This window comes from Cyanobium sp. Copco_Reservoir_LC18 (assembly GCF_009834675.1).
Classification (GTDB): Bacteria; Cyanobacteriota; Cyanobacteriia; order PCC-6307; family Cyanobiaceae; genus Cyanobium; species Cyanobium minutissimum.
Genome location: NZ_ASAC01000003.1, coordinates 214,767 through 233,497, shown reverse-complemented (window position 1 = coordinate 233,497; position 18,731 = coordinate 214,767). Strand labels below are relative to the sequence as shown.

Sequence of the window (18,731 nt, the reverse complement as noted above, 5' to 3'; positions counted from 1 at the left end):
GACCAGCAGCATCGGCATCATCGGCCTGGCCCTCAACCTGCGGGCCTACGACTTCGTGAGCCAGGAGATCCGCGCGGCGGAGGATCCTGAATTCGAGACGTTCTACACCAAGAACATCCTGCTCAACGAAGGTCTGCGTGCCTGGATGGCGCCAGCCGACCAGCCGCACGAAAACTTCATCTTCCCTGAAGAGGTTCTGCCCCGTGGAAACGCCCTTTAATTCCGGTCTCATCTCGGTCGGGGGCAAGGACCTCGACTCCACCGGCTATGCCTGGTGGGCGGGCAATGCCCGGCTGATCAACCTCTCCGGCCGTCTTCTGGGCGCCCATGTGGCCCACGCGGGTCTGATGGTCTTCTGGGCCGGAGCCATGATGCTGTTCGAGGTGAGCCACTTCACCTTCGACAAGCCCATGTACGAACAGGGCCTGATCCTGTTCCCCCACGTCGCCACCCTCGGCTACGGCGTCGGCCCCGGCGGTGAGGTCACCGACCTCTACCCGTTCTTCGTGGTCGGTGTGCTGCACCTGATCAGTTCCGCCGTGCTGGGCCTCGGCGGCCTGTACCACGCCCTGCGCGGCCCCGAGATCCTGGAGAACTACTCCGCGTTCTTCTCCCAGGACTGGCGCGACAAGAACCAGATGACCAACATCATCGGTTACCACCTCATCCTTCTCGGTGTGGGTGCCCTGCTGCTGGTGTTCAAGGCCATGTTCTTCGGCGGCGTCTACGACACCTGGGCTCCCGGTGGCGGTGATGTCCGTCTGATCAGCAACCCCACCCTCAGCCCCGGGGTGATCTTCGGTTACCTCACCCGCGCCCCCTTCGGTGGCGAGGGCTGGATCATCGGTGTCGACTCCATGGAGGACATCATCGGTGGCCACATCTGGATCGGTCTGATCTGCATCTTCGGTGGCATCTGGCACGTCATCACCAAGCCCTTCGGCTGGGTGCGTCGCGCCTTCATCTGGAACGGTGAGGCCTACCTGAGCTACAGCCTCGGCGCCCTGAGCTTCATGAGCTTCATCGCCTCGGCCTACATCTGGTTCAACAACACCGCCTACCCCTCGGAGTTCTACGGCCCCACCAACGCCGAAGCCTCCCAGGCCCAGAGCTTCACCTTCCTGGTGCGTGACCAGCGCATGGGCGCCAACATCGGTTCCGCCATGGGCCCCACCGGCCTCGGCAAATACCTGATGCGCTCCCCCACCGGTGAGATCATCTTCGGTGGTGAAACCATGCGCTTCTGGGACTTCCGCGGCCCCTGGCTGGAGCCCCTCCGTGGCCCCAACGGTCTGAGCCTCGACAAGCTCCAGAACGACATCCAGCCCTGGCAGGTGCGTCGGGCCGCCGAGTACATGACCCACGCCCCCAACGCCTCCCTCAACTCCGTGGGCGGCATCATCACCGAGCCCAACTCGGTGAACTTCGTCAACATCCGCCAGTGGCTGGCCTCCACGCAGTTCGTGCTGGCCTTCTTCTTCCTGGTCGGTCACCTGTGGCATGCGGGCCGGGCCCGCGCCGCCGCCGCCGGTTTCGAGAAGGGCATCGACCGTCAGGCCGAGCCCACCCTGGCCATGCCGGATCTCGACTGATGCACCCAGGGGATCCGGATCACCGTTCCCTTCCATCAGCCTCCGCCTCCGGGCGGGGGCTTTTTGCTGTGGGGGCTCCGGAGCGGTGAATCGGCCTGCGTATCCTGGGCGCCGCCGCAGCCGTTGGGAGATCCAATGGGTGATCCCTCTCCCACAGACGCTTCGAGCCTGTGGGGGAGGCTGACCGGCAAGGTCCGGCGATCGCCACGCACCCTCCGGGTCTTGCTTGGTCCCCGGATCCGGCGCCGCACCCAGGCCATCGAGCGCCTGATCAACCGGCGCCGGTTCTCCGCGACCTGTCGCTCCCTGCGCCGCCGCAACCCGGATGGACACGGCCTGGTGCTCAACACCCGGCTGGTGGAGCCCACGATTCCCTCAATCGCCCACTGGGCCGATTGGAGCCTGACCCGCCATGGCTTCAGCGGCAACCTGGGCGCCCAGCCACGACTCCTGTTCGTCAAGGCGGTGCCGGAGTGCCTGGAGCTGTTTCTGGGGCACTACCTGCCGCGCCTGGAGGCGACGACACGCTTTGTGCTCATCACGGGCGATGCCGACACCACCCTGCCCCGGCAGGTGGATCAGCGGTTCCCCGATCACCTCGCCTCCGGCCTGCAGCAGCGTCTGCTCCGCCTCCTGGACGACCCCAGACTGGTGCACTGGTACGCGGAAAATCTCGACACGCCGCTGCCCGGTGTCACCCCGATTCCGCTGGGCTGCATCAACAGTGATGGCCACGTCATCTACCGCCGGACCCTGGCGCAGGACGCAGCGGTCCCCCTCCGGCAGCGACCCCTCAAGGCCTTCTGCGCCCACTACGTCCGTGAGGGTCCGCAGTGGGAGAACCGGCGCAGGGTGATGCGGCTGGCGACCGGCGACTGGCGCGGGTTCGTCGAGGTGCACGAGCAGATTCCCTACGACGATTTCTTCCCGACCCTCCAGCGCTACCCCTTCGTGATCTGCGCCGGCGGCGGCGGCCTCGATCCCTCGCCGAAGGCCTTCACGGCCCTGCTGGCCGGGGCGATCCCGATCATCGAGCGCAACCCCACCACGGCCGCCTACGGCGACCTGCCGGTGGCCTATGTCGACCACTGGGACAGCCAGAGCCTCTCCCCCGCCCGGCTGGAGGCCTGGCGGGAGGTGCTCCATCCCCGGTTCGAGGATCCGGCCCAGCGCCGCGCCGTGCTCGAGACCATGTCGATGGCCCACTGGCTGCGGCGGATCCGCGCCCATCACCCGGGCGCCTGAGCCAGGGCTCCCGGGCCGAGCCAGCGCCGCAGCAGGGGCAGGCTGAGGCCGATCACGTTGCTGAAGCAACCCTCCAGCCGCTCCACCACCAGGCCGCCGCGGCCCTCAAGGGCGAAGCCGCCGGCACAGGCCAGGGGCTCACCGCTGGCCACATAGGCCTGGATGTCCGCCTCGCCGAGGGCGGCGAACTGCACCCGCGTGGTCACGACCGCCTGCAGCGGCTCGTCCGGCGCCCCGGGGGCGGGGGGCCTCAGCAGGGCATGGCCGGTGTGCAGGTCCCCCCAACCGCCGGCCATGCGCCGCCAGCGGGCCAGCGCCTCGGCGGCGTCGCGGGGCTTGCCCCAGGCCTCCCCCTGCACCACCAGCAGGGAGTCGCAGCCCAGCACCCCATAGGACGGCCAGGCCGCTTCTGAAGTGAGCGTGGCAGCCACGGCCCTGGCCTTGGCCAGCGCCAGCGCCTGCACCAACCGCCGGGGATCCGCCTGGCGGATCCCGTCCTCATCCACGCCGCTCACCTGGGTCCGATGGGGGATGGCGGCCTGCTCCAGCAGGCGGCGTCGGGCCGGGGAAGCGGAAGCCAGCAGCAGCAAGGGGATCACCGGGGAGGCCTCCAGCCTGCCCGTCCATTGGGGAGAATGGGGTGATGGCACAGGCCGACACCGAGTCCCGTTCGCTGGCGCGGGCCGCCCTCTCCCTCCGCTGCCTCCCCTTCCGCCGCCGCTTCTACGAGGCGGTGGGGGAAGAGCCCCTGAGCAGCACGGAACTCGTCCGCCGCGCCGAAGGCCCTCCCCCGTTCACCTTCCTGCCCCTCAGCGGCGACCGGACCGAGGACCATTTCCTCTGGCTGATCCGGCTGGGGGTGCTGCGGCGGGAAGTGGACGGCCAGGGGCTCACCGAGCGGGTGCGGCTGACGCCGATGGGCCGGCAGGTGCTGCGGCACTGGCCCGGGGAGATCCCGCGGGCGGGCCGGCGGGAGCGGATCCTGGAGGCGCTGCGCCGCCACCGCCCCCGCCTTTGAACCCTCCCCACCCCGCCTCCCTGCGGCCGCTGATGGTGCTGGGCACCAGCAGCGGCGCCGGCAAGTCGCTGATGACCGCCGCCCTCTGCCGCGTGCTGCGGCGCCGCGGTGAGCAGCCCCTGCCTTTCAAGGGGCAGAACATGAGCCTCAATGCCTGGGTCGACCCGCAGGGCGGGGAAATGGCCTACTCCCAGGCGCTGCAGGCCTGGGCCGCGGGCCTGGAGCCGCGGGTGGCGATGAACCCGGTGCTGCTCAAACCCCGGGGCGACAGCACCAGTGAGGTGATCCACCTGGGCCGGTCGGTGGGCACGGCCAGGGCGGAGCACTACTACCGCGACTGGTTCCGGCCCGGCTGGGCGGCGATCCGCACGGGCCTGGCGGAACTGCAGGCGGCCCACCCCGGCGGCCGGCTGGTGCTGGAGGGGGCCGGCAGTCCGGTGGAGGTGAATCTGCAGGCCAGGGATCTCACCAACCTGCGGCTGGCCCAGTACCTGCGCGCCCGCTGCCTGCTGGTGGCGGACATCGAACGGGGCGGCGTCTTCGCCCAGATCGTCGGCACCCTGGCGTTGCTGCGGCCCGTGGAGCGGCCCCTGATCGGCGGTCTGCTGATCAACCGCTTCCGCGGCCGCCGTTCCCTGTTCGATGCCGGCCGCGACTGGCTGGAGCAGCGGACCGGGTTGCCGGTGCTGGGGGTGATGCCCTGGCTCGACGAGCTGTTTCCCCCCGAGGACTCCCTCGCCCTGCTCGAGCGGGGCAGCCGCAAGCCCCGCGCCGAGCTCGACCTGGTGGTGGTGCGCCTGCCCTCCCTGAGCAACTTCTCCGACCTCGACCCGCTCGAGGCGGAGCCCAGCGTGCGGCTGCGCTGGCAGCGGCCGGGGGAGCCCCTGGAGCAGCCCGATGCCGTGATCCTGCCGGGCAGCAAGCAGACCCTGCGGGACCTGGCGTCGCTGCGCAGCAGCGGGATGGCGGAGCAGCTGCGGGCCTATGTGGCCCGGGGGGGCCAGGTGTTCGCCCTCTGCGGCGGCCTGCAGATGCTGGGCCAGGAGCTGCACGACCCGGAAGGACTCGAAGGGGGCCGGCCCGGCGAGCGGGCGAGCGGGCTCGGGCTGCTGCCGCTGCGCACCGTCTTCCAGGGCGACAAGGCGCTGCGGCAACGGCGGAGCCGGGCTCTCTGGCCCCCCGGCCCGGGCGGCCTCCCGGTGGTGGAGGGCTTCGAACTGCACCACGGCCGCAGTGAGCGGACCGACCCGGCGGGCTGCGCGCCCCTGGCGCAGGACGGGGCCCTGGGCTGGTGGGCGGACTCCGGCGGCCAGGGGGGCCTGGTGGCCGGCACCTACCTGCACGGCATCTTCGAGAACGGCCCCTGGCGGCGCCGCTGGCTCAACCAGCTGCGGCGGCGGCGCCAGCTGCCGCCCCTGGAGGAGAACCAGCCCCACCACGGCCGCCAGCGGGACGCCCTGCTCGATCGCCTGGCCGACGCCTTCGAGGCCCACATCGACCTGGCGCCCCTGCTGGCCCCGGGTCCTCCCCCGCGGACGCCGGCAGCCTGAACCGTGGGCACCCCCTAGATTTCCGCCAGCGCGACCCTCCCCCCATCGCCATCCCCCGCCCCGCCATCACCATCGCCTGGCCGGACGGACGCACCACGACGGCCCTCCCCGGCCAGGACTGGCTGGAGGCCGCCCGCCAGGCGGCGGTGCTGATCCCCACCGGCTGCCTGGGGGGCAGCTGCGGCGCCTGTGAGATCGAGGTCAACGGACGGGTGGTGCGGGCCTGTGTGGCCACCGTGCCCTCCAGCGCGAGCGGCCGGCTGACGGTCAGCCTGGCAAGCGACCCCCACTGGTAGGTCGTGTGAGTTCCCCCCCCCGGTTCTCCATCCTCTCGATCGATTTCCAGGATCTCGATGTGATCTGGAACGTGCGGCTCTTCTATCGGGCCGTGGGTTTCCGATTCGTCCGCGGCGGGGTCGATCCGGATCTGGACCTGCTGGTCATCCTGCGGGGCGATCCGGGCCTCGCCCACCGGGAGCACCGGGGGATCGTGCATGTGTACGACTACGTCAAGGAGCTCCAGGTGGACTGGCCGGCGCGCTTCCCCCTGGCCCGCGAGATCCGGCTGATCTCCCTGTTCCGACCCGATCCGGTGCCTGAGGGGCTGCGCTGGGTGCCGGGGTACCTGCCGGTGGTGCCCGAGTTCTGGCAGCGGAGCCCCTTCCGCAAACGGGCCGGCCGGCCGCTGCACATCGCCAATTTCAAGCCGATGGGCGACGACCCCTACCAGCAGGATCTGGCCCGGCTGGCGCGCCGGGGCCTGGTGCAGGTCTTCGGAGGCCGCTGGGACAGGCTCGGCCTGGCCACCCACGGCCTCAGCTATCTGGAGGCGAATCGGCAGCTGGCGGGCGCCTGGTGCTGCTACGGCCTGATGTATCCCTACCAGCGGGGCACCACCCTCTCCGGCCGCATGTGGCAGGCCCCCCTGCATGGCTGTCTGGTGATCAGCGAGCGGGGCACCAACCCCCTGGGACTGCCCGGGGTTCTCGAAGTGGAACGGTTCACCCCGGAGACGCTGCTGAGCGTGGGCTCGATCCGGGAGTGCTGGCAGATCAGGCAGCAGGCCAGCCGCTACTGGCGCGAGGCCACCGAGCGGCTGGCACAGCAGCTGGACCTGCCGGCCTACCGGGGTCCCACGGCCGCCCAGCTGGCCGACTGCGGGCGGGAGCGGCGGGCCCAGCACCTGCGGCTGGTCTGGGGCCGGCGCCTGGGGCGGACGGCGCGGTGGCTGGCGCCGCCGCCGGTCAGCTGCTGGTGGCGGCGGCGCCAGCGGACGCTCCATGGACTGGGGCGATGGCTGAAGGGGGCCTCCGGCCGGGGCCGAGGGACCACGAACCGCTGAGAGACCCCATCAGCCAGCCTGCTGTGGCCTCATCGTCGAATCAAAACCACGGGGCCTTCGATGTCAGCGGGCAGGCTCTTCAATGTCAGCGGGCAGGGGCTACGATGCCACAACGCATGACGTTTTTGTAGGAATCTAGATGGCACTGCCAACAGTCCTGAAGCGTGCCGTGCCCAAGAACGTGCAATCGGCTGTCAAGCGTTTTCTGTGGCCTGAATACTCCCCTGTACCTCCCGGTCAGAAAGTCATTGAATTCTGGGTGGATGTGGTGAGTGGCTGCAATCTCCGCTGCACGGCCTGTCCGGTCGGCATGCCCGAGTACACCAACAGCATCGGCCAGAAGCTGACGGAAATGCCGATCGAGCTGTTCGAGAAGATCTGCCTGAAGGCCAAGGCCGACACGAACGGCAACTGCCGTTTCGGCCTGTACAACTGGACGGAGCCCACGCTCCATTCGAAGCTGCATGAACTGATTGCCTGCGCCGAGAGCCATGGCGTCCCCTGCGGCATCTCCTCCAACCTCAACTACGACTACGACTGGTCCCTGCTCAAGCCCCTGCGCCTCTGGAATTTCACGATCACGGTGTCGGGCTTCACCCAGCGCACCTACCAGATCAACCACAAGGGCGGCCGGATCGAACCGGTGCTCGCCAACCTGATCCGTATCTCCGAGACCCTCGGCGACTGGGAATGCTTCCACAATATCGATGTGCGCTACCTGGTGCACAAGCAGAACCTGCATGAGGTGCATCTGTTCAAGCACTTCTGCGACAAGCTGGGGATGAAGTTCACCCCCTACCATGCTTATTACATGCCCATTGACAAGATGTTCGACGGGCTGGAAACAATCCCCCCGGAACTCGAGTACATCTACTACAGCCCCCAGCTGGTGCAGCAGGCCATCGGCAATCACCGCTCCCAGAACTGCTTCATGCGCGAGTCCCAGGTGTGCCTCGACCACGAGGGCAACTTCTCGGTCTGCTGCGTGCAGTCCCCCTCCGCCCCTTCGATCGCCAACTACCTGGACACTCCCTACCAGGTGATGCAGGCGAAGCGCTATGGCAGCGAACTCTGCAAGAAGTGCACCAGCAGCGGCATCAACATCTTCGCCACCTATGGCATGCAGGAGCCGCCGGAGATCCAGCAGTCAATCGAAAATCTTCTGCCCGTCGACCTGAAGGATTTTCGCTGATCTGTGACCTCCCAGGAATCAGACTCGCCCACCTACGATTACCTGATCGTCGGTTGTGGCCTGTTCGGCGCCACCTTTGCCCGACTGGCCACCGATGCCGGCAAGCGCTGCCTGATCATTGACCGCCGCTCCCACATCGGTGGTAACTGCTATACGGAGCAGCTGGAAGGCATCAACGTTCACCGCTACGGCGCCCACATCTTTCACACCAGTAACAGGGCCGTCTGGGCCTTCGTCAACAGGTTTGCGGAATTCAATAACTACATCAACTCCCCCAAGGCGATCTCCGGAGACAAGTTATACTCCCTTCCCTTCAATATGAACACCTTCTACGAGCTCTGGCAGACCCGGACGCCCGCGGAAGCCCGGCAGAAGATCGCCTCCCAGCGCTTCAGCGGCGAACCCACCAACCTGGAAGAGCAGGCCCTGTCCCTGGTGGGGAAGGACATCTACGAAACCCTGATCCGCGACTACACCCGCAAACAGTGGGGCAAGCATCCCCGTGAGCTGCCTGCCTTCATCATCAAGCGGCTGCCGTTGCGCTTCACCTACGACAACAACTACTTCTCCGACCGCTTCCAGGGCATTCCGATCGGCGGTTACACGGCCTTGTTCGACGCCATGCTGGAGGGCATTGAGGTCCGCCTCAACGTCGATTACTTCGCCCACCGCACCCCGTTGGGGCGCCTGGCCCGCAAGGTGGTCTACACCGGCTGCATCGACCAGTACTTCGGCTACGCGCTGGGGCGGCTGGAGTACCGCTCCCTGGAGTTCGACAACGCCGTGGTGGAGACCGACAACGTCCAGGGCAACGCGGTGATCAACTACTGCGACATGCGCGAGCCCTTCACCCGCATCATCGAGCACAAGCACTTCGAAGGCTCCAGCTCCCCCGTCACCGTGATCACCCGGGAGTACCCCCGCCCCTGCAGCGGCGACGCCATTCCCTACTACCCGGTCAACGATCCCCGCAACCAGGAGCTCTATCGCCGCTATCTCGACCTCTCCCAGGGAACGGAGAACGTGATCTTCGGGGGCCGCCTCTCCGAATACAAGTACATGGACATGCACGTGGTGATCGAATCGGCGATGAACCGGTTCCGCAGCGAGAGCCGTCAGGCGTCGGCCTGAATCAGCCCGCCACCGAGGAGCACCTCGCCGCTGTAGGCCACCGCCGCCTGCCCCGGAGCCACCGAGAACTGGGGCTCGGCGAAGTCGAGCCGAGCCCGGTGGGGCCGTCCGGTGGCATGGTCGGCGGCCGTCTCGGGCAGGGGCGTCAGCAGGGCCCGCTCCGGCAGGCTCCGGTAGCGCACCTGCACCTCCACCTCGATCGGCCCGCTGGGCGGCGCGATCGACACCCAGTTGATGGCGCCCACCACGCAGGTCCGGCGGGTCGCCTCCCGCCGGGGCGCCACCACCACCCGGTTCATGGCCCCATCCAGCCGCACCACATGGAGCGGTTCGCTCCAGGCCACCCCCAGCCCCTTGCGCTGGCCGATGGTGAAGTGCTCGATGCCGTCGTGCTGGCCGAGCACCGTGCCGTCCGCCAGCACGATCTCGCCCTGGCGGGGCGCCAGGTAGGCATCCAGGAACGCCCGCATCGAGCCGTGGTGGTCGGCCAGGCAGAGGTCCTGGCTTTCGGGCTTGGCGGCGGTGCGCAGGCCGAGGCGTGCGGCCTCGGCCCGGGTGGCCTCCTTGGTGAGTTCACCCAGGGGGAAGACCAGCCGGCCCAGCACCGACTGGGGCAGGTCGTAGAGGAAGTAGCTCTGGTCCTTGTGGGCATCGAGGCCCCGCAGCAGCTGATGGCGGCCGTCCCGGGGGTCGCCCTGGCGCAGCCGGGCGTAGTGGCCCGTGGCGAGGCGACCGATGCCGCGTTCCGCCTCGGCCCACTCCAGCATCGGGCCGAACTTCACCGCCCGGTTGCAGCGGGAGCAGGGCAGGGGGGTGAGGCCCTCGCCGTACCCCTCCACCAGGAAATCGACGATCTGCTCCTGGAACCGGGTCCGGGAATCGACCACATGGTGGGGAACCCCCAGCTGGTCGCAGATGCCGGCCGCGTCCACCAGACCCTCGGCGCAGCAGGAGCCCTTGCCGCTCATCAGCCACAGGGTGAGGCCCTCGACCTCCCAGCCGGCCGCCACCAGCAGGGCGGCGGTCAGGGAACTGTCAACGCCGCCGGAGAGACCCACCGCCACGCGCCGTTCACCCGGCCAGTCGCCAAGCCGTCCCAGCACCGCCGCCACCTCGGGGCTGACGGCGGGGGGGTGGGCAGGGGACTCAGGCGGAACGGAGACCGTGGCGGCGGTGGGGCTCAAGGATCCCGATGGATGGAACGGGCGGACGCCTCCATCATGGGAGAGCACCGCTCGGGCCGCCGTGAACCTCGGGCCGCTGCCCACCGCCTGGCCGCCGGCGGATGCCGATCACATCCTGGTGAGCGGCGCCGCCATGGCCGCCATCGAGCAGGAGCTGTTCGCCAGCGGACTGCCGGTGGAGGCCCTGATGGAGAAGGCCGCCCTGGCGGTGAGCCGCCGCCTGGCGGAACGGCCGGGCCGGGACCGGCAGGACGGCCTGCTGGTGCTGGTGGGGCCGGGCCACAACGGCGGCGATGGGCTGGTGGTGGCCCGGGAATGGCACCTGGCCGGAGGCCGGGTGCGGATCTGGTGTCCCTTCGAGCGCCGCCGGCCCCTCACCGAGGCCCACCTGCGCCATGCCCGCTGGCTGGGCATTCCCCTGCTGGAGGCCCCGCCTGACCCGGAGGATCCGGCCCTCTGGGTGGATGCCCTGTTCGGCATCGGCCAGCACCGGCCGGCCGGCCCGCTGATCGAAGCCCTGCTGGGGGAGCGGCAGCGGCGGCGGCCCGGCGCCCTGGTGGCGATCGATGTGCCCACCGGCCTGGACGCCGATGACGGGGTGCTGCTGGGCGAGGTGGCCGCCACGGCCGCCACCACCTACACCATCGGCCTGATCAAGCGGGGCCTGGTCCAGGACGCCGCCCTGCGCTGGGTGGGACGGCTGGAGCGGATCGACCTCGGGCTGCCGGCCGCTCTCCTGGTCCAGCCCGATGGCGAGCCGCTGCTGGGCCTGGGGCCCGCCGACCCGTCCTCGGCCCCCTGGCCCGTGCCGGATCCGGCCGCCGGCAAGTACGCCCGCGGCCGCCTGCTGGTCGTCGCCGGCAGCCGCCGCTTCCGGGGAGCCGCCCACCTGGCCCTGGCCGGCGCCACGGCCTCCGGGTGCGGCAGCCTCCGGGCCGCTCCGCCCCGGGAGATCAGCCCCCAGCTCTGGCAGATCCATCCCCATGTGGTGCTCGAGCCCGGCCTGGGGGCCACCGCGGCCGGGGGGCTGGCCCTGGTGGATCTGGCCGCGGGCTGGCTGGATCGGCTGGATGCCGTGCTGCTGGGGCCCGGCCTGGGCGGGATCGACCCCGCCGGCGCCCCGCAGGCGGCGGGGATCGAAGGCGCGGAACGGCAGCGCTGGCAGGAGCTGGCCGGCTTCGAGGGCCTGCTGGTGCTCGATGCCGATGGCCTCAACCGCCTGGTGGCCCTGGGCAGCGACTGGCTGGGAACCCGCCGGGGGCCCACCTGGATCACCCCCCACGCGGAGGAGTTCCGGAGGCTCTTCCCCGACCTGGCGCCCCTGCCCCGGCCGGAGGCGGCGGCGGCGGCGGCCCGCCGCACGGGTGCCAGCGTGCTGCTCAAGGGGGCCCGCAGCGTCGTGGCGGCCCCCGACGGGCGCCGCTGGCAGCTGCTGGCGGCCTGCCCGGAGGCGGCCAGGGCAGGACTGGGGGATGTGCTCGCCGGCTACGCGGCGGGGCGGGGGGCCCTGGCCCTGGCCGCCATCGGGCAGGGGGGAAGGCCTGGGGCCGATGCCGTCTGGCTGGCGGCCGCCGCCCTCGACCATGCCCTGGCCGGTGTCCGGAGCCATCGCCGGCACGGGGCCGGAGGCGTCACGCCCCTGGCGGTGGCCAAGGCCCTGGAGAATCCGGAGCCCTTGGAATAGGGCGGAGCCGCCACTTCCCCATCGGGCGACTCTGATGGATTCCTCAGACCGGCAACGGAAGAATTAGCCCTTTGCTCATCCAATCAAAGCCCATTGCTAAAGAAGTCCGATTGTGTGCGGGTTCACATCTCATTCCTTAAAAGTTGTTCCAGACACTTTCTGCCCCTGCCGGTGGGTGGATAATCCGTTGACACTTTCCAAGGCGCCATTACGCCCCCTCCTATGACCGTCTCCGCCATTGCGACGAGAAGGGAGGGCTCCACCCGCAGAGGGAGTGATTCCATCACCTGGTACCTCACCTCCATCGGCAGAGAGCCTCTGTTGACCCCGGCCGAGGAGATCGAGCTCGGCAACCAGGTGCAGGCGATGATGCACCTGGTGGAAGAATCAAAAGCCGGATACTCCATCCAGGAGAACAAGACGATCAAGATCGGCCGTCGCTCCAAGGAGCGCATGATGCGCGCCAATCTTCGGCTCGTGGTGAGCGTGGCCAAGAAGTATCAGGGCAAGGGGCTCGAACTGCTCGATCTGATCCAGGAAGGTTCCCTCGGCCTCGAGCGTGCCGTCGAAAAGTTCGACCCCACCCGTGGCTACAAGTTCTCCACCTATGCCTTCTGGTGGATCCGCCAGAGCATGACCCGGGCCATCGCCTGCCAGTCCCGGGCCATCCGCCTGCCGGTTCACCTCAGTGAACGGCTGACGACCGTCCGCAAGGTGAGCCTGGAGCTGGCCCACAAGCTCGGCGCCATGCCCAGCCGCCGTGAGATCTCCGAGGCCATGGCCATCCCCGTCGAGGAGCTTGATTCCCTGCTGCGCCAGGCCCTCACCATCTCCAGCCTGGATGCTCCCATCCATGCGGAGGACGGCCGCAGCTTCCTGGGGGACCTGATCGCCGATGGTTCCGCCGAGGAGCCGCTGGATCGCATCGAGCGGGGCATGCACCAGGAGCAGCTGGCGGAGCTCATGGGCCACCTCTCCGCCCAGGAGAGGGAGGTGCTGGCCCTCCGCTTCGGCCTCGACGGCATGGAGCGCCACACCCTGGCCGAGATCGGCCGGCAGCTGGATGTCTCGCGGGAGCGGGTGCGGCAAATTGAACTCAAGGCCCTGCGCAAGCTGCGCAGCCTCTCGACCCGGTCGGCCGTTCCCCTGGCCTGATCGAAAGGGGGGCTGCTCAGCCCCGGCCCCCTCCGGCCAGAAGCCGTTTCAACCAGCCCTTGGCCCGGAGCCCGGCGATCTTCACGCGGCTCTCCCCCTTGAGGCCGCGATCGCGGCGGATCTGGATCGGAGCATCGCCGACCCTCTCCCAGTCCGGCAGCCAGCAATTATCGGTGCGGGGAAACCAGAACTCGAACACCGATGTTGTCGAGATGGGCAGCAACTTACCCAGAATCGAGTAAATCGACTGATCATGGCGGTGCTCCTGGAACCCCTCCAGGTTGGGGGAACGGGACGGGCGGTCGTCGATCATCGAGAAGTCCTCGCTGAACACCCTGATCCAGTGCCGCATGAAGTCCATGGCGGCGGGGCACTTGCGCACGAAGAAGGTGGTGGCCCCCAGTTGCTGGCTGCCGGTGATCTCGGGCCGGTCCCGCACCGCCAGGCGGTCGAGCAGATCACCCTTGGACCACCTGGCCTCCCCCTGATCGGGAAACTGACGGCCCTCGTAGATGAGGGAACCATTGGGGGGCAGACATTCGAAACCCTGCAGCCCCGAGGGGGCTTCCGCCGCCATCGCAAAGAACTCCAGCAGGCGTTGCCGTCCGGCCGGGTTGAGGTGACAGCCGGAATCGATCCAGTGCACAAGATCGCCGTCCTGCAGACGCTCGAGGGTCTGAAGAACGATCTGGGGTTTCCAGGCGTAGTAGCCGAATCCCCGGTGCTCCGGCGTCAGATAGTCCTTGAACTGCCGGCGAAAGGCAGGATCGAGATCCAACTCCGAGGCGCCGACGATGTCTGTATACACGCCCATGGCCTTCGCCTGACGACATAATCGCCGGCGGGCCACTTTCATGCGGTGATCCGTGAAAGTGACAAGGACGCGTTTGGTCATCCGACCGCTGCCATTGCTGCCATCGTGGCGTTCAGTCGTCGGCCCAGATGTAGCGGGTGAGTTCGCTGCCATCGGGCTCCGGAGCGGCGAGGGCGAACTCGACGCAATCGGCCACAACGGCATCGATCTCTTTGTCGATCTCCTTGAGTTCCTCGGCCGTGGCCAGGCCCTGCTCGATCAGTCGGGCCGCCAGCTGCTTGATCGGATCACGCTTGGCCCAGAACTCCTTCTCCGCCGCTTCGCGGAGTTCGTCGGGATCCGCCAGGGAATGGCCGCGGAAGCGGTAGGTGAGGCATTCCAGCAGGGTGGGACCCTCACCGGCCCTGGCCCGGGCGATCGCCCGCTGGGCCGCCGCCCGCACGGCCAGCACGTCCATGCCGTCGACCTCCTCGCCGACCATGCCGAAGCCGGCCGCCTTGCGCCAGATCTCCGGCTCGCTGGTGGCCCGATTGTGGTCCATGCCGATGGCCCAGCGGTTGTTCTCGACCACGAACAGGATCGGCAGCTTCCAGAGCGCCGCCATGTTGAGGCATTCGTAGAACTGGCCGATGTTGCAGGTGCCGTCCCCGAAGAAGGCGGCCGTGACCGCATCGCTGTCGGCCTGGCCGAGAGCGTCACGCTTGTAGCGGCTGGTGAAGGCCGCCCCCAGGGCCACCGGGATGCCCTCGCCGATGAAGGCATAGCCGCCGAGGAGATGGTGCTCCCGGGAGAAGAGGTGCATCGAGCCGCCCCGTCCCTTGCTGCAGCCGGTGGCCTTGCCGAACAGTTCGCTCATCACCTCCCGGGCCGGCACACCACAGCTCAGGGCATGGACGTGGTCGCGGTAGGTGCTGCAGAACCAGTCGTGCTGGAGGCGCATCGCCCGGATCACACCGGTGGAGACGGCCTCCTGACCGTTGTACAGATGCACGAAGCCGAACATCTTGCCGCGGTAGTACATCTCGGCGCACTTGTCCTCGAAGCGGCGCCCCAGCGTCATGTCGCGGTAGAGCATCAGGCCCTCATCCCGGCTGACCCTGGCCCGCTCGGCCGGGTACAGGCCCTCCAGCCGCACCGCATGGCTGCCGGCCTCGTCGGACGACGAGCTGGCGCCGACGGTGCCGGGCTGCGCTGCCCGCGCCGCGGTCAGTTCCTGAGTCATGGCAGGACGGCGTTGCGATTCGTGGCCATGACTGTACGGGGTCCGTTCCCTGATGACAGTCAAAACTGCTGCCTCTGACTACAGTCGCGCCCCAGCGGCCTCATCGGATTGGACCTGCCGATCGATCACTTCCGGTTGCTGGGTGTCTCTCCCTCCGCCGATGCCCAGGGGGTCCTGCGCACGCTTCAGTCGCGGCTGGACCGGGTGCCCCACGGGGGGTTCACCCAGGAAACGCTGCAGGCGCGGGCCGACCTGCTCCGCGCCAGTGCCGACCTGCTCTGCGACCACGATCGACGCGCCGCCTACGAAGCGGAACTGACGGGCCTGGCCGACACCGGCGGTTCCCTGCAGCCGGCACTGGAGATCGCCACCACCCGCCAGGTGGGAGGTCTGCTGCTGCTGATGGAGGGGGGCCAGCCCCTGGAGACCTTCGAGCTGGCCAGCCGCTGCCTGCAGCTGCCCCAGGCGCCCACCCTCGGCAGTGGCCGCGAAACCGATCTGACGCTCCTGGCGGGACTGTCCTGCCTGGAGGCCGCCCGGGAGCTGGAGGAGCAGCGTCGTTTCGAAGCCGCCGCCCGCACCCTGCGGCAGGGGCTGCAGCTGCTGCAGCGTCTCGGCCGGCAGCCCGAGCTCAGGGAAACCATGAACGCCCGGCTGGAGCGGCTCACCCCCTACCGGGTGCTGGATCTGCTCAGCCGGGATCTGGCCGCCGGCGCCGAACGGCGTGAGGGGCTGGCGCTGCTGGAGCAGCTGGTGCAGCGGCGCGGGGGCCTCGAGGGGGACGGCGATCCCCACTTCCCCCGCGAGGACTTCCAGACCTTCTTCCACCAGATCCGCTCCTTCCTCACCGTTCAGGAGCAGGTGGATCTGTTCAGCCGCTGGGCCGCCAGCGGCTCCGAGGCCGCCGACTTCCTGGCCACGATCGCCCTGACCGCCTCCGGTTTCGCCCAGCGCAAGCCCGAACGCATCGCCGACGCCCGGAGCCGCCTGCAACGCAGCGGGCGGGAGGGCGTCGAACCCCTGCTCGCCAACCTGCACCTGCTGCTGGGGGAGGCCGACACGGCGCGGGCCTGCTTCGACAGCGGCGCCAGCCAGGAGCTCAAGGCCTGGGCGGCCGGCAAGAGTGACGATCCCCTCGGCCAGCTGTGCGCCTACTGCAGTGACTGGCTGGTGCGGGACGTGCTGCCCGGCTACCGGGACCTGGAGGCCGAACCGGATCTGGTGGCCTATTTCAGCGATCGCGACGTGGTGGCCTACGTGGAGCGGGAGGACCAGCGCCGGGGCCGCGCCTACCTCTCGGCACCGGCCGCACCGGCCGCGGCGGCCCCTCCCCCGTTCCCGAGCTTCGAGACACCCGGTTTTCCTGCCGCCGAGCCCTTCGCGACCGGCGCCTCGGCCCTGGAAGGCTTCGCCCCCCTGCCGCCGCCAGGCCCCGGAACGGATCCCGACGACGAGCGGGACCTCGATGATGAGGTGCCCCTGCGCTGGCCCGTGCCCCCCCGGCCCTGGCTGCTGGCGGGCGGCGCCGCCCTGCTGCTGCTCCTGGCCGGCGCCTGGGCGCTGCGGCAGCGCCAGAGCGCGCCCCCGCCCCCGCCACCACCGCCGCCGGCTCCGTTGCCGGCACCGCCCGCCAAGCCCCCAGCCGCCCCGGCGCCCTCCCCAGGGCCGGCGATCGGGCAGAGCCCCACGCCCCTCACCAGCCCCCGGCCCGATGCGGCCCAGATCCGAAGACTGCTGCAGGACTGGTTGACGATCAAGGCTGATGTGCTGGCCGGTGAGCCCGTGCCCCGGGGCCTGGATCGCATCGCCCGGGAAGCACCGGTGGGCCTGCTCATCAAGGAGCGCCGCAGCGATGCCGCCCGGGGCCAGACCCAGCGGCTGGACGTGCGGATCACCGATCTGACCCTCGCGGAAAGCGGGCCCCGCCGCATCGTCGCCGTGGCCCGGCTGCGCTACAGCGACCGGCGCCTCGATGCGAACGGCAAGGTGGTGGAGACCACCGCGCCGCTGGAGCTGCGCAATGGTTATGTATTCGGGCGCGACGGCGACAGCTGGCGCCTGGTGGCCACCCAATCCCTCAACTGATGTTCGACGAACTCTCCCAGCGCTTTGAAGACGCGGTCAAGGGACTGCGGGGCCAGGCGGCCATCTCGGAGACGAACGTCGATGGCGCGCTGCGCGATGTGAGGCGGGCGCTGCTGGAGGCCGACGTCAGCCTGCCGGTGGTGAAGGAGTTCATCGACGAGGTGCGGCGCAAGGCGGTGGGCGCCGAGGTGGTGCGCGGGGTGAGCCCGGACCAGCAGTTCATCCAGCTGGTGCACGCCCAGCTCGTCGAGACCATGGGCGGCGCCAACGCCCCCCTGGCCCGGGCCGCCGAAGGGCCCACCGTGATTCTGATGGCCGGCCTGCAGGGGGCCGGCAAGACCACCGCCACCGCCAAGCTGGGCCTCCACCTCAAGGAGCAGGGGCGGCGCGCCCTGCTGGTGGCCGCCGACGTCTACCGGCCGGCCGCCATCGACCAGCTCCAGACCCTGGGCCGCCAGATCGGTGTGGAGGTGTTCAGCCTCGGCAGCGACGCCGCCCCGGAGGCGATCGCCGCCGCCGGCGTGGCCAAGGGACGGGAGGAGGGCTTCGACACCGTCCTGGTGGACACCGCCGGCCGCCTCCAGATCGACACCTCGATGATGGAGGAGATGGTCCGCATCCGGGAGGCTTCGGCGCCGGATGAGGTGCTGCTGGTGGTGGATTCGATGATCGGCCAGGAGGCGGCCGACCTCACCAGGGCCTTCCACGAGCAGGTGGGCATCACCGGCGCCGTGCTCACCAAGCTGGACGGCGATTCGCGCGGCGGAGCCGCCCTCTCGATCCGCAAGGTCAGCGGCGCCCCGATCAAGTTCATCGGCACCGGCGAGAAGGTGGAGGCCCTGCAGCCATTCCACCCGGAACGGATGGCCAGCCGGATCCTGGGCATGGGGGATGTGCTCACCCTGGTGGAGAAGGCCACCAAGGAGGTGGAGCTGGCCGACGTGGAGAAGATGCAGCGCAAGCTGCAGGAAGCCAGCTTCGATTTCTCCGATTTCGTGCAGCAGATGCGCCTGATCAAGCGCATGGGCTCCCTGGGCGGGCTGATGAAGCTGATCCCGGGGATGAACAAGATCGACGACGGCATGCTCCGCCAGGGGGAGAGCCAGCTCAAGCGCATCGAGGCCATGATCGGCTCGATGACCGAGGCCGAACGCCGCCAGCCCGAGCTGCTGGCCGCCCAGCCCTCCCGCCGCCGCCGCATCGCCGCCGGCAGCGGCCACACCCCGGCGGACGTGGACAAGGTGCTCCAGGATTTCCAGAAGATGCGCGGCTTCATGCAGCAGATGACCCGGGGGGGGATGCCCGGCATGCCCGGCATGGGTGGCTTTCCCGGCATGCCGGGCATGGGCGGCATGCCGGGGATGCCTGGAATGGGGGGCATGCCGGGCATGGGCGGGCCCGGAGGCCGCGGCGGCGGCCAGCCCCGCAAGCCCCCCAAGCCGGCCAAGAAGCGCAAGGGATTCGGCCAGCTCTGAGCCGGCCTGTAGGATTGGGGGCTGCATTTCGAGCACCCTTTT

16 protein-coding genes and 1 pseudogene are annotated in these 18,731 nt (G+C 69.4%); 13 read left to right on the top strand and 4 right to left on the bottom strand.

Annotated features, from left to right (window positions below):
- The 3 genes and pseudogenes from L107_RS01315 to L107_RS01305 form a co-directional block, all read left to right on the top strand.
- Positions 1–220, top strand: a pseudogene (locus L107_RS01315) (photosystem II D2 protein (photosystem q(a) protein)); the annotation flags it as partial.
- On the top strand, positions 204–1,592 hold the full coding sequence (psbC, locus tag L107_RS01310) for a photosystem II reaction center protein CP43 (protein ID WP_015108803.1): 1,389 nt from the start codon (positions 204–206) through the stop codon (positions 1,590–1,592). The pseudogene L107_RS01315 and the gene psbC, both read left to right, overlap by 17 nt.
- 222 nt (positions 1,593–1,814) lie before the next feature.
- Positions 1,815–2,837, top strand: coding sequence for a hypothetical protein (locus tag L107_RS01305; RefSeq protein ID WP_159816074.1), 1,023 nt, complete (start codon positions 1,815–1,817; stop codon positions 2,835–2,837).
- Here the strand turns inward: L107_RS01305 and L107_RS01300 are convergent.
- The gene (locus L107_RS01300) at positions 2,822–3,427 is read right to left on the bottom strand and encodes a nucleoside triphosphate pyrophosphatase (RefSeq protein WP_159816097.1); all 606 of its coding nucleotides are present in this window, start codon (positions 3,425–3,427) and stop codon (positions 2,822–2,824) included. The genes L107_RS01305 and L107_RS01300 overlap by 16 nt on opposite strands.
- A gap of 53 nt (positions 3,428–3,480) precedes the next feature.
- On the opposite strand from L107_RS01300, the gene L107_RS01295 reads away from it, so the two are divergent.
- From L107_RS01295 to glf, 6 genes are all read left to right on the top strand, one after another.
- Positions 3,481–3,855, top strand: a complete 375-nt coding sequence (locus L107_RS01295; protein WP_159816073.1) for an Npun_F0494 family protein — start codon at positions 3,481–3,483, stop codon at positions 3,853–3,855.
- A 32-nt stretch (positions 3,856–3,887) separates the two neighbouring features.
- Positions 3,888–5,405 (top strand): cobyric acid synthase, encoded by a 1,518-nt coding sequence (locus L107_RS01290; protein WP_159816095.1) that lies wholly within the window; start codon positions 3,888–3,890, stop codon positions 5,403–5,405.
- 71 nt (positions 5,406–5,476) lie between these two features.
- On the top strand, positions 5,477–5,701 hold the full coding sequence (locus L107_RS01285; RefSeq protein WP_370515307.1) for a 2Fe-2S iron-sulfur cluster-binding protein: 225 nt from the start codon (positions 5,477–5,479) through the stop codon (positions 5,699–5,701).
- A gap of 5 nt (positions 5,702–5,706) precedes the next feature.
- Positions 5,707–6,747, top strand: coding sequence for a hypothetical protein (locus L107_RS01280; RefSeq protein ID WP_159816072.1), 1,041 nt, complete (start codon positions 5,707–5,709; stop codon positions 6,745–6,747).
- A 310-nt stretch (positions 6,748–7,057) separates the two neighbouring features.
- Complete coding sequence (locus L107_RS01275) at positions 7,058–7,939, top strand: hypothetical protein (protein WP_159816071.1); 882 nt, start codon at positions 7,058–7,060, stop codon at positions 7,937–7,939.
- Positions 7,940–7,942: 3 nt separating this feature from the next.
- The gene (gene glf / locus L107_RS01270) at positions 7,943–9,070 is read left to right on the top strand and encodes a UDP-galactopyranose mutase (protein WP_159816070.1); all 1,128 of its coding nucleotides are present in this window, start codon (positions 7,943–7,945) and stop codon (positions 9,068–9,070) included.
- Here the strand turns inward: glf and mnmA are convergent.
- Positions 9,055–10,182 (bottom strand): tRNA 2-thiouridine(34) synthase MnmA, encoded by a 1,128-nt coding sequence (gene mnmA / locus L107_RS01265; protein WP_159816093.1) that lies wholly within the window; start codon positions 10,180–10,182, stop codon positions 9,055–9,057. The two genes, glf and mnmA, sit on opposite strands and share 16 nt — an antisense overlap.
- 133 nt (positions 10,183–10,315) lie before the next feature.
- Between mnmA and L107_RS01260 the strand changes: the two genes are divergently transcribed.
- Both L107_RS01260 and L107_RS01255 read left to right on the top strand, forming a co-directional pair.
- Entirely contained in the window at positions 10,316–11,938 is a 1,623-nt protein-coding gene (locus L107_RS01260) for an NAD(P)H-hydrate epimerase (protein WP_236550431.1), read from the top strand.
- Between the two features lie 222 nt (positions 11,939–12,160).
- Positions 12,161–13,093: a sigma-70 family RNA polymerase sigma factor gene (locus L107_RS01255; protein ID WP_159816069.1), complete on the top strand. Its 933-nt coding sequence runs from the start codon at positions 12,161–12,163 to the stop codon at positions 13,091–13,093.
- 16 nt (positions 13,094–13,109) lie between these two features.
- Here the strand turns inward: L107_RS01255 and L107_RS01250 are convergent, their stop codons facing one another.
- Both L107_RS01250 and pdhA read right to left on the bottom strand, forming a co-directional pair.
- A complete protein-coding gene (locus L107_RS01250) occupies positions 13,110–13,907 on the bottom strand; it encodes a hypothetical protein (protein ID WP_159816068.1) in 798 nt (265 codons plus the stop codon).
- 112 nt (positions 13,908–14,019) lie between these two features.
- Complete coding sequence (gene pdhA / locus L107_RS01245) at positions 14,020–15,129, bottom strand: pyruvate dehydrogenase (acetyl-transferring) E1 component subunit alpha (protein ID WP_159816067.1); 1,110 nt, start codon at positions 15,127–15,129, stop codon at positions 14,020–14,022.
- A 108-nt stretch (positions 15,130–15,237) separates the two neighbouring features.
- Between pdhA and L107_RS16850 the strand changes: the two genes are divergently transcribed.
- Positions 15,238–17,214 carry an ARC6/PARC6 family protein gene (locus tag L107_RS16850; RefSeq protein WP_159816066.1) on the top strand — a complete coding sequence of 659 codons (1,977 nt, stop codon included), beginning with the start codon at positions 15,238–15,240 and terminating at the stop codon, positions 17,212–17,214.
- Positions 17,214–18,689 carry a signal recognition particle protein gene (gene ffh, locus L107_RS01235; protein ID WP_159816065.1) on the top strand — a complete coding sequence of 492 codons (1,476 nt, stop codon included), beginning with the start codon at positions 17,214–17,216 and terminating at the stop codon, positions 18,687–18,689. Before L107_RS16850 ends, ffh begins: the two co-directional genes overlap by 1 nt.
- The last annotated feature ends 42 nt before the right edge of the window (positions 18,690–18,731 follow it).

Bases quoted from the DNA above. Each gene is read 5' to 3' on its own strand.
- L107_RS01255 (WP_159816069.1), top strand. From the start codon at position 12,161: ATGACCGTCTCCGCCATTGCGACGAGAAGGGAGGGCTCCACCCGCAGA.
- L107_RS01275 (WP_159816071.1), top strand. From the start codon at position 7,058: ATGCCCGAGTACACCAACAGCATCGGCCAGAAGCTGACGGAAATGCCG.
- pdhA (WP_159816067.1), bottom strand. From the start codon at position 15,129: ATGACTCAGGAACTGACCGCGGCGCGGGCAGCGCAGCCCGGCACCGTC.
- L107_RS01295 (WP_159816073.1), top strand. From the start codon at position 3,481: ATGGCACAGGCCGACACCGAGTCCCGTTCGCTGGCGCGGGCCGCCCTC.
- L107_RS01250 (WP_159816068.1), bottom strand. From the start codon at position 13,907: ATGGGCGTGTATACAGACATCGTCGGCGCCTCGGAGTTGGATCTCGAT.
- ffh (WP_159816065.1), top strand. From the start codon at position 17,214: ATGTTCGACGAACTCTCCCAGCGCTTTGAAGACGCGGTCAAGGGACTG.
- L107_RS01290 (WP_159816095.1), top strand. From the start codon at position 3,888: ATGGTGCTGGGCACCAGCAGCGGCGCCGGCAAGTCGCTGATGACCGCC.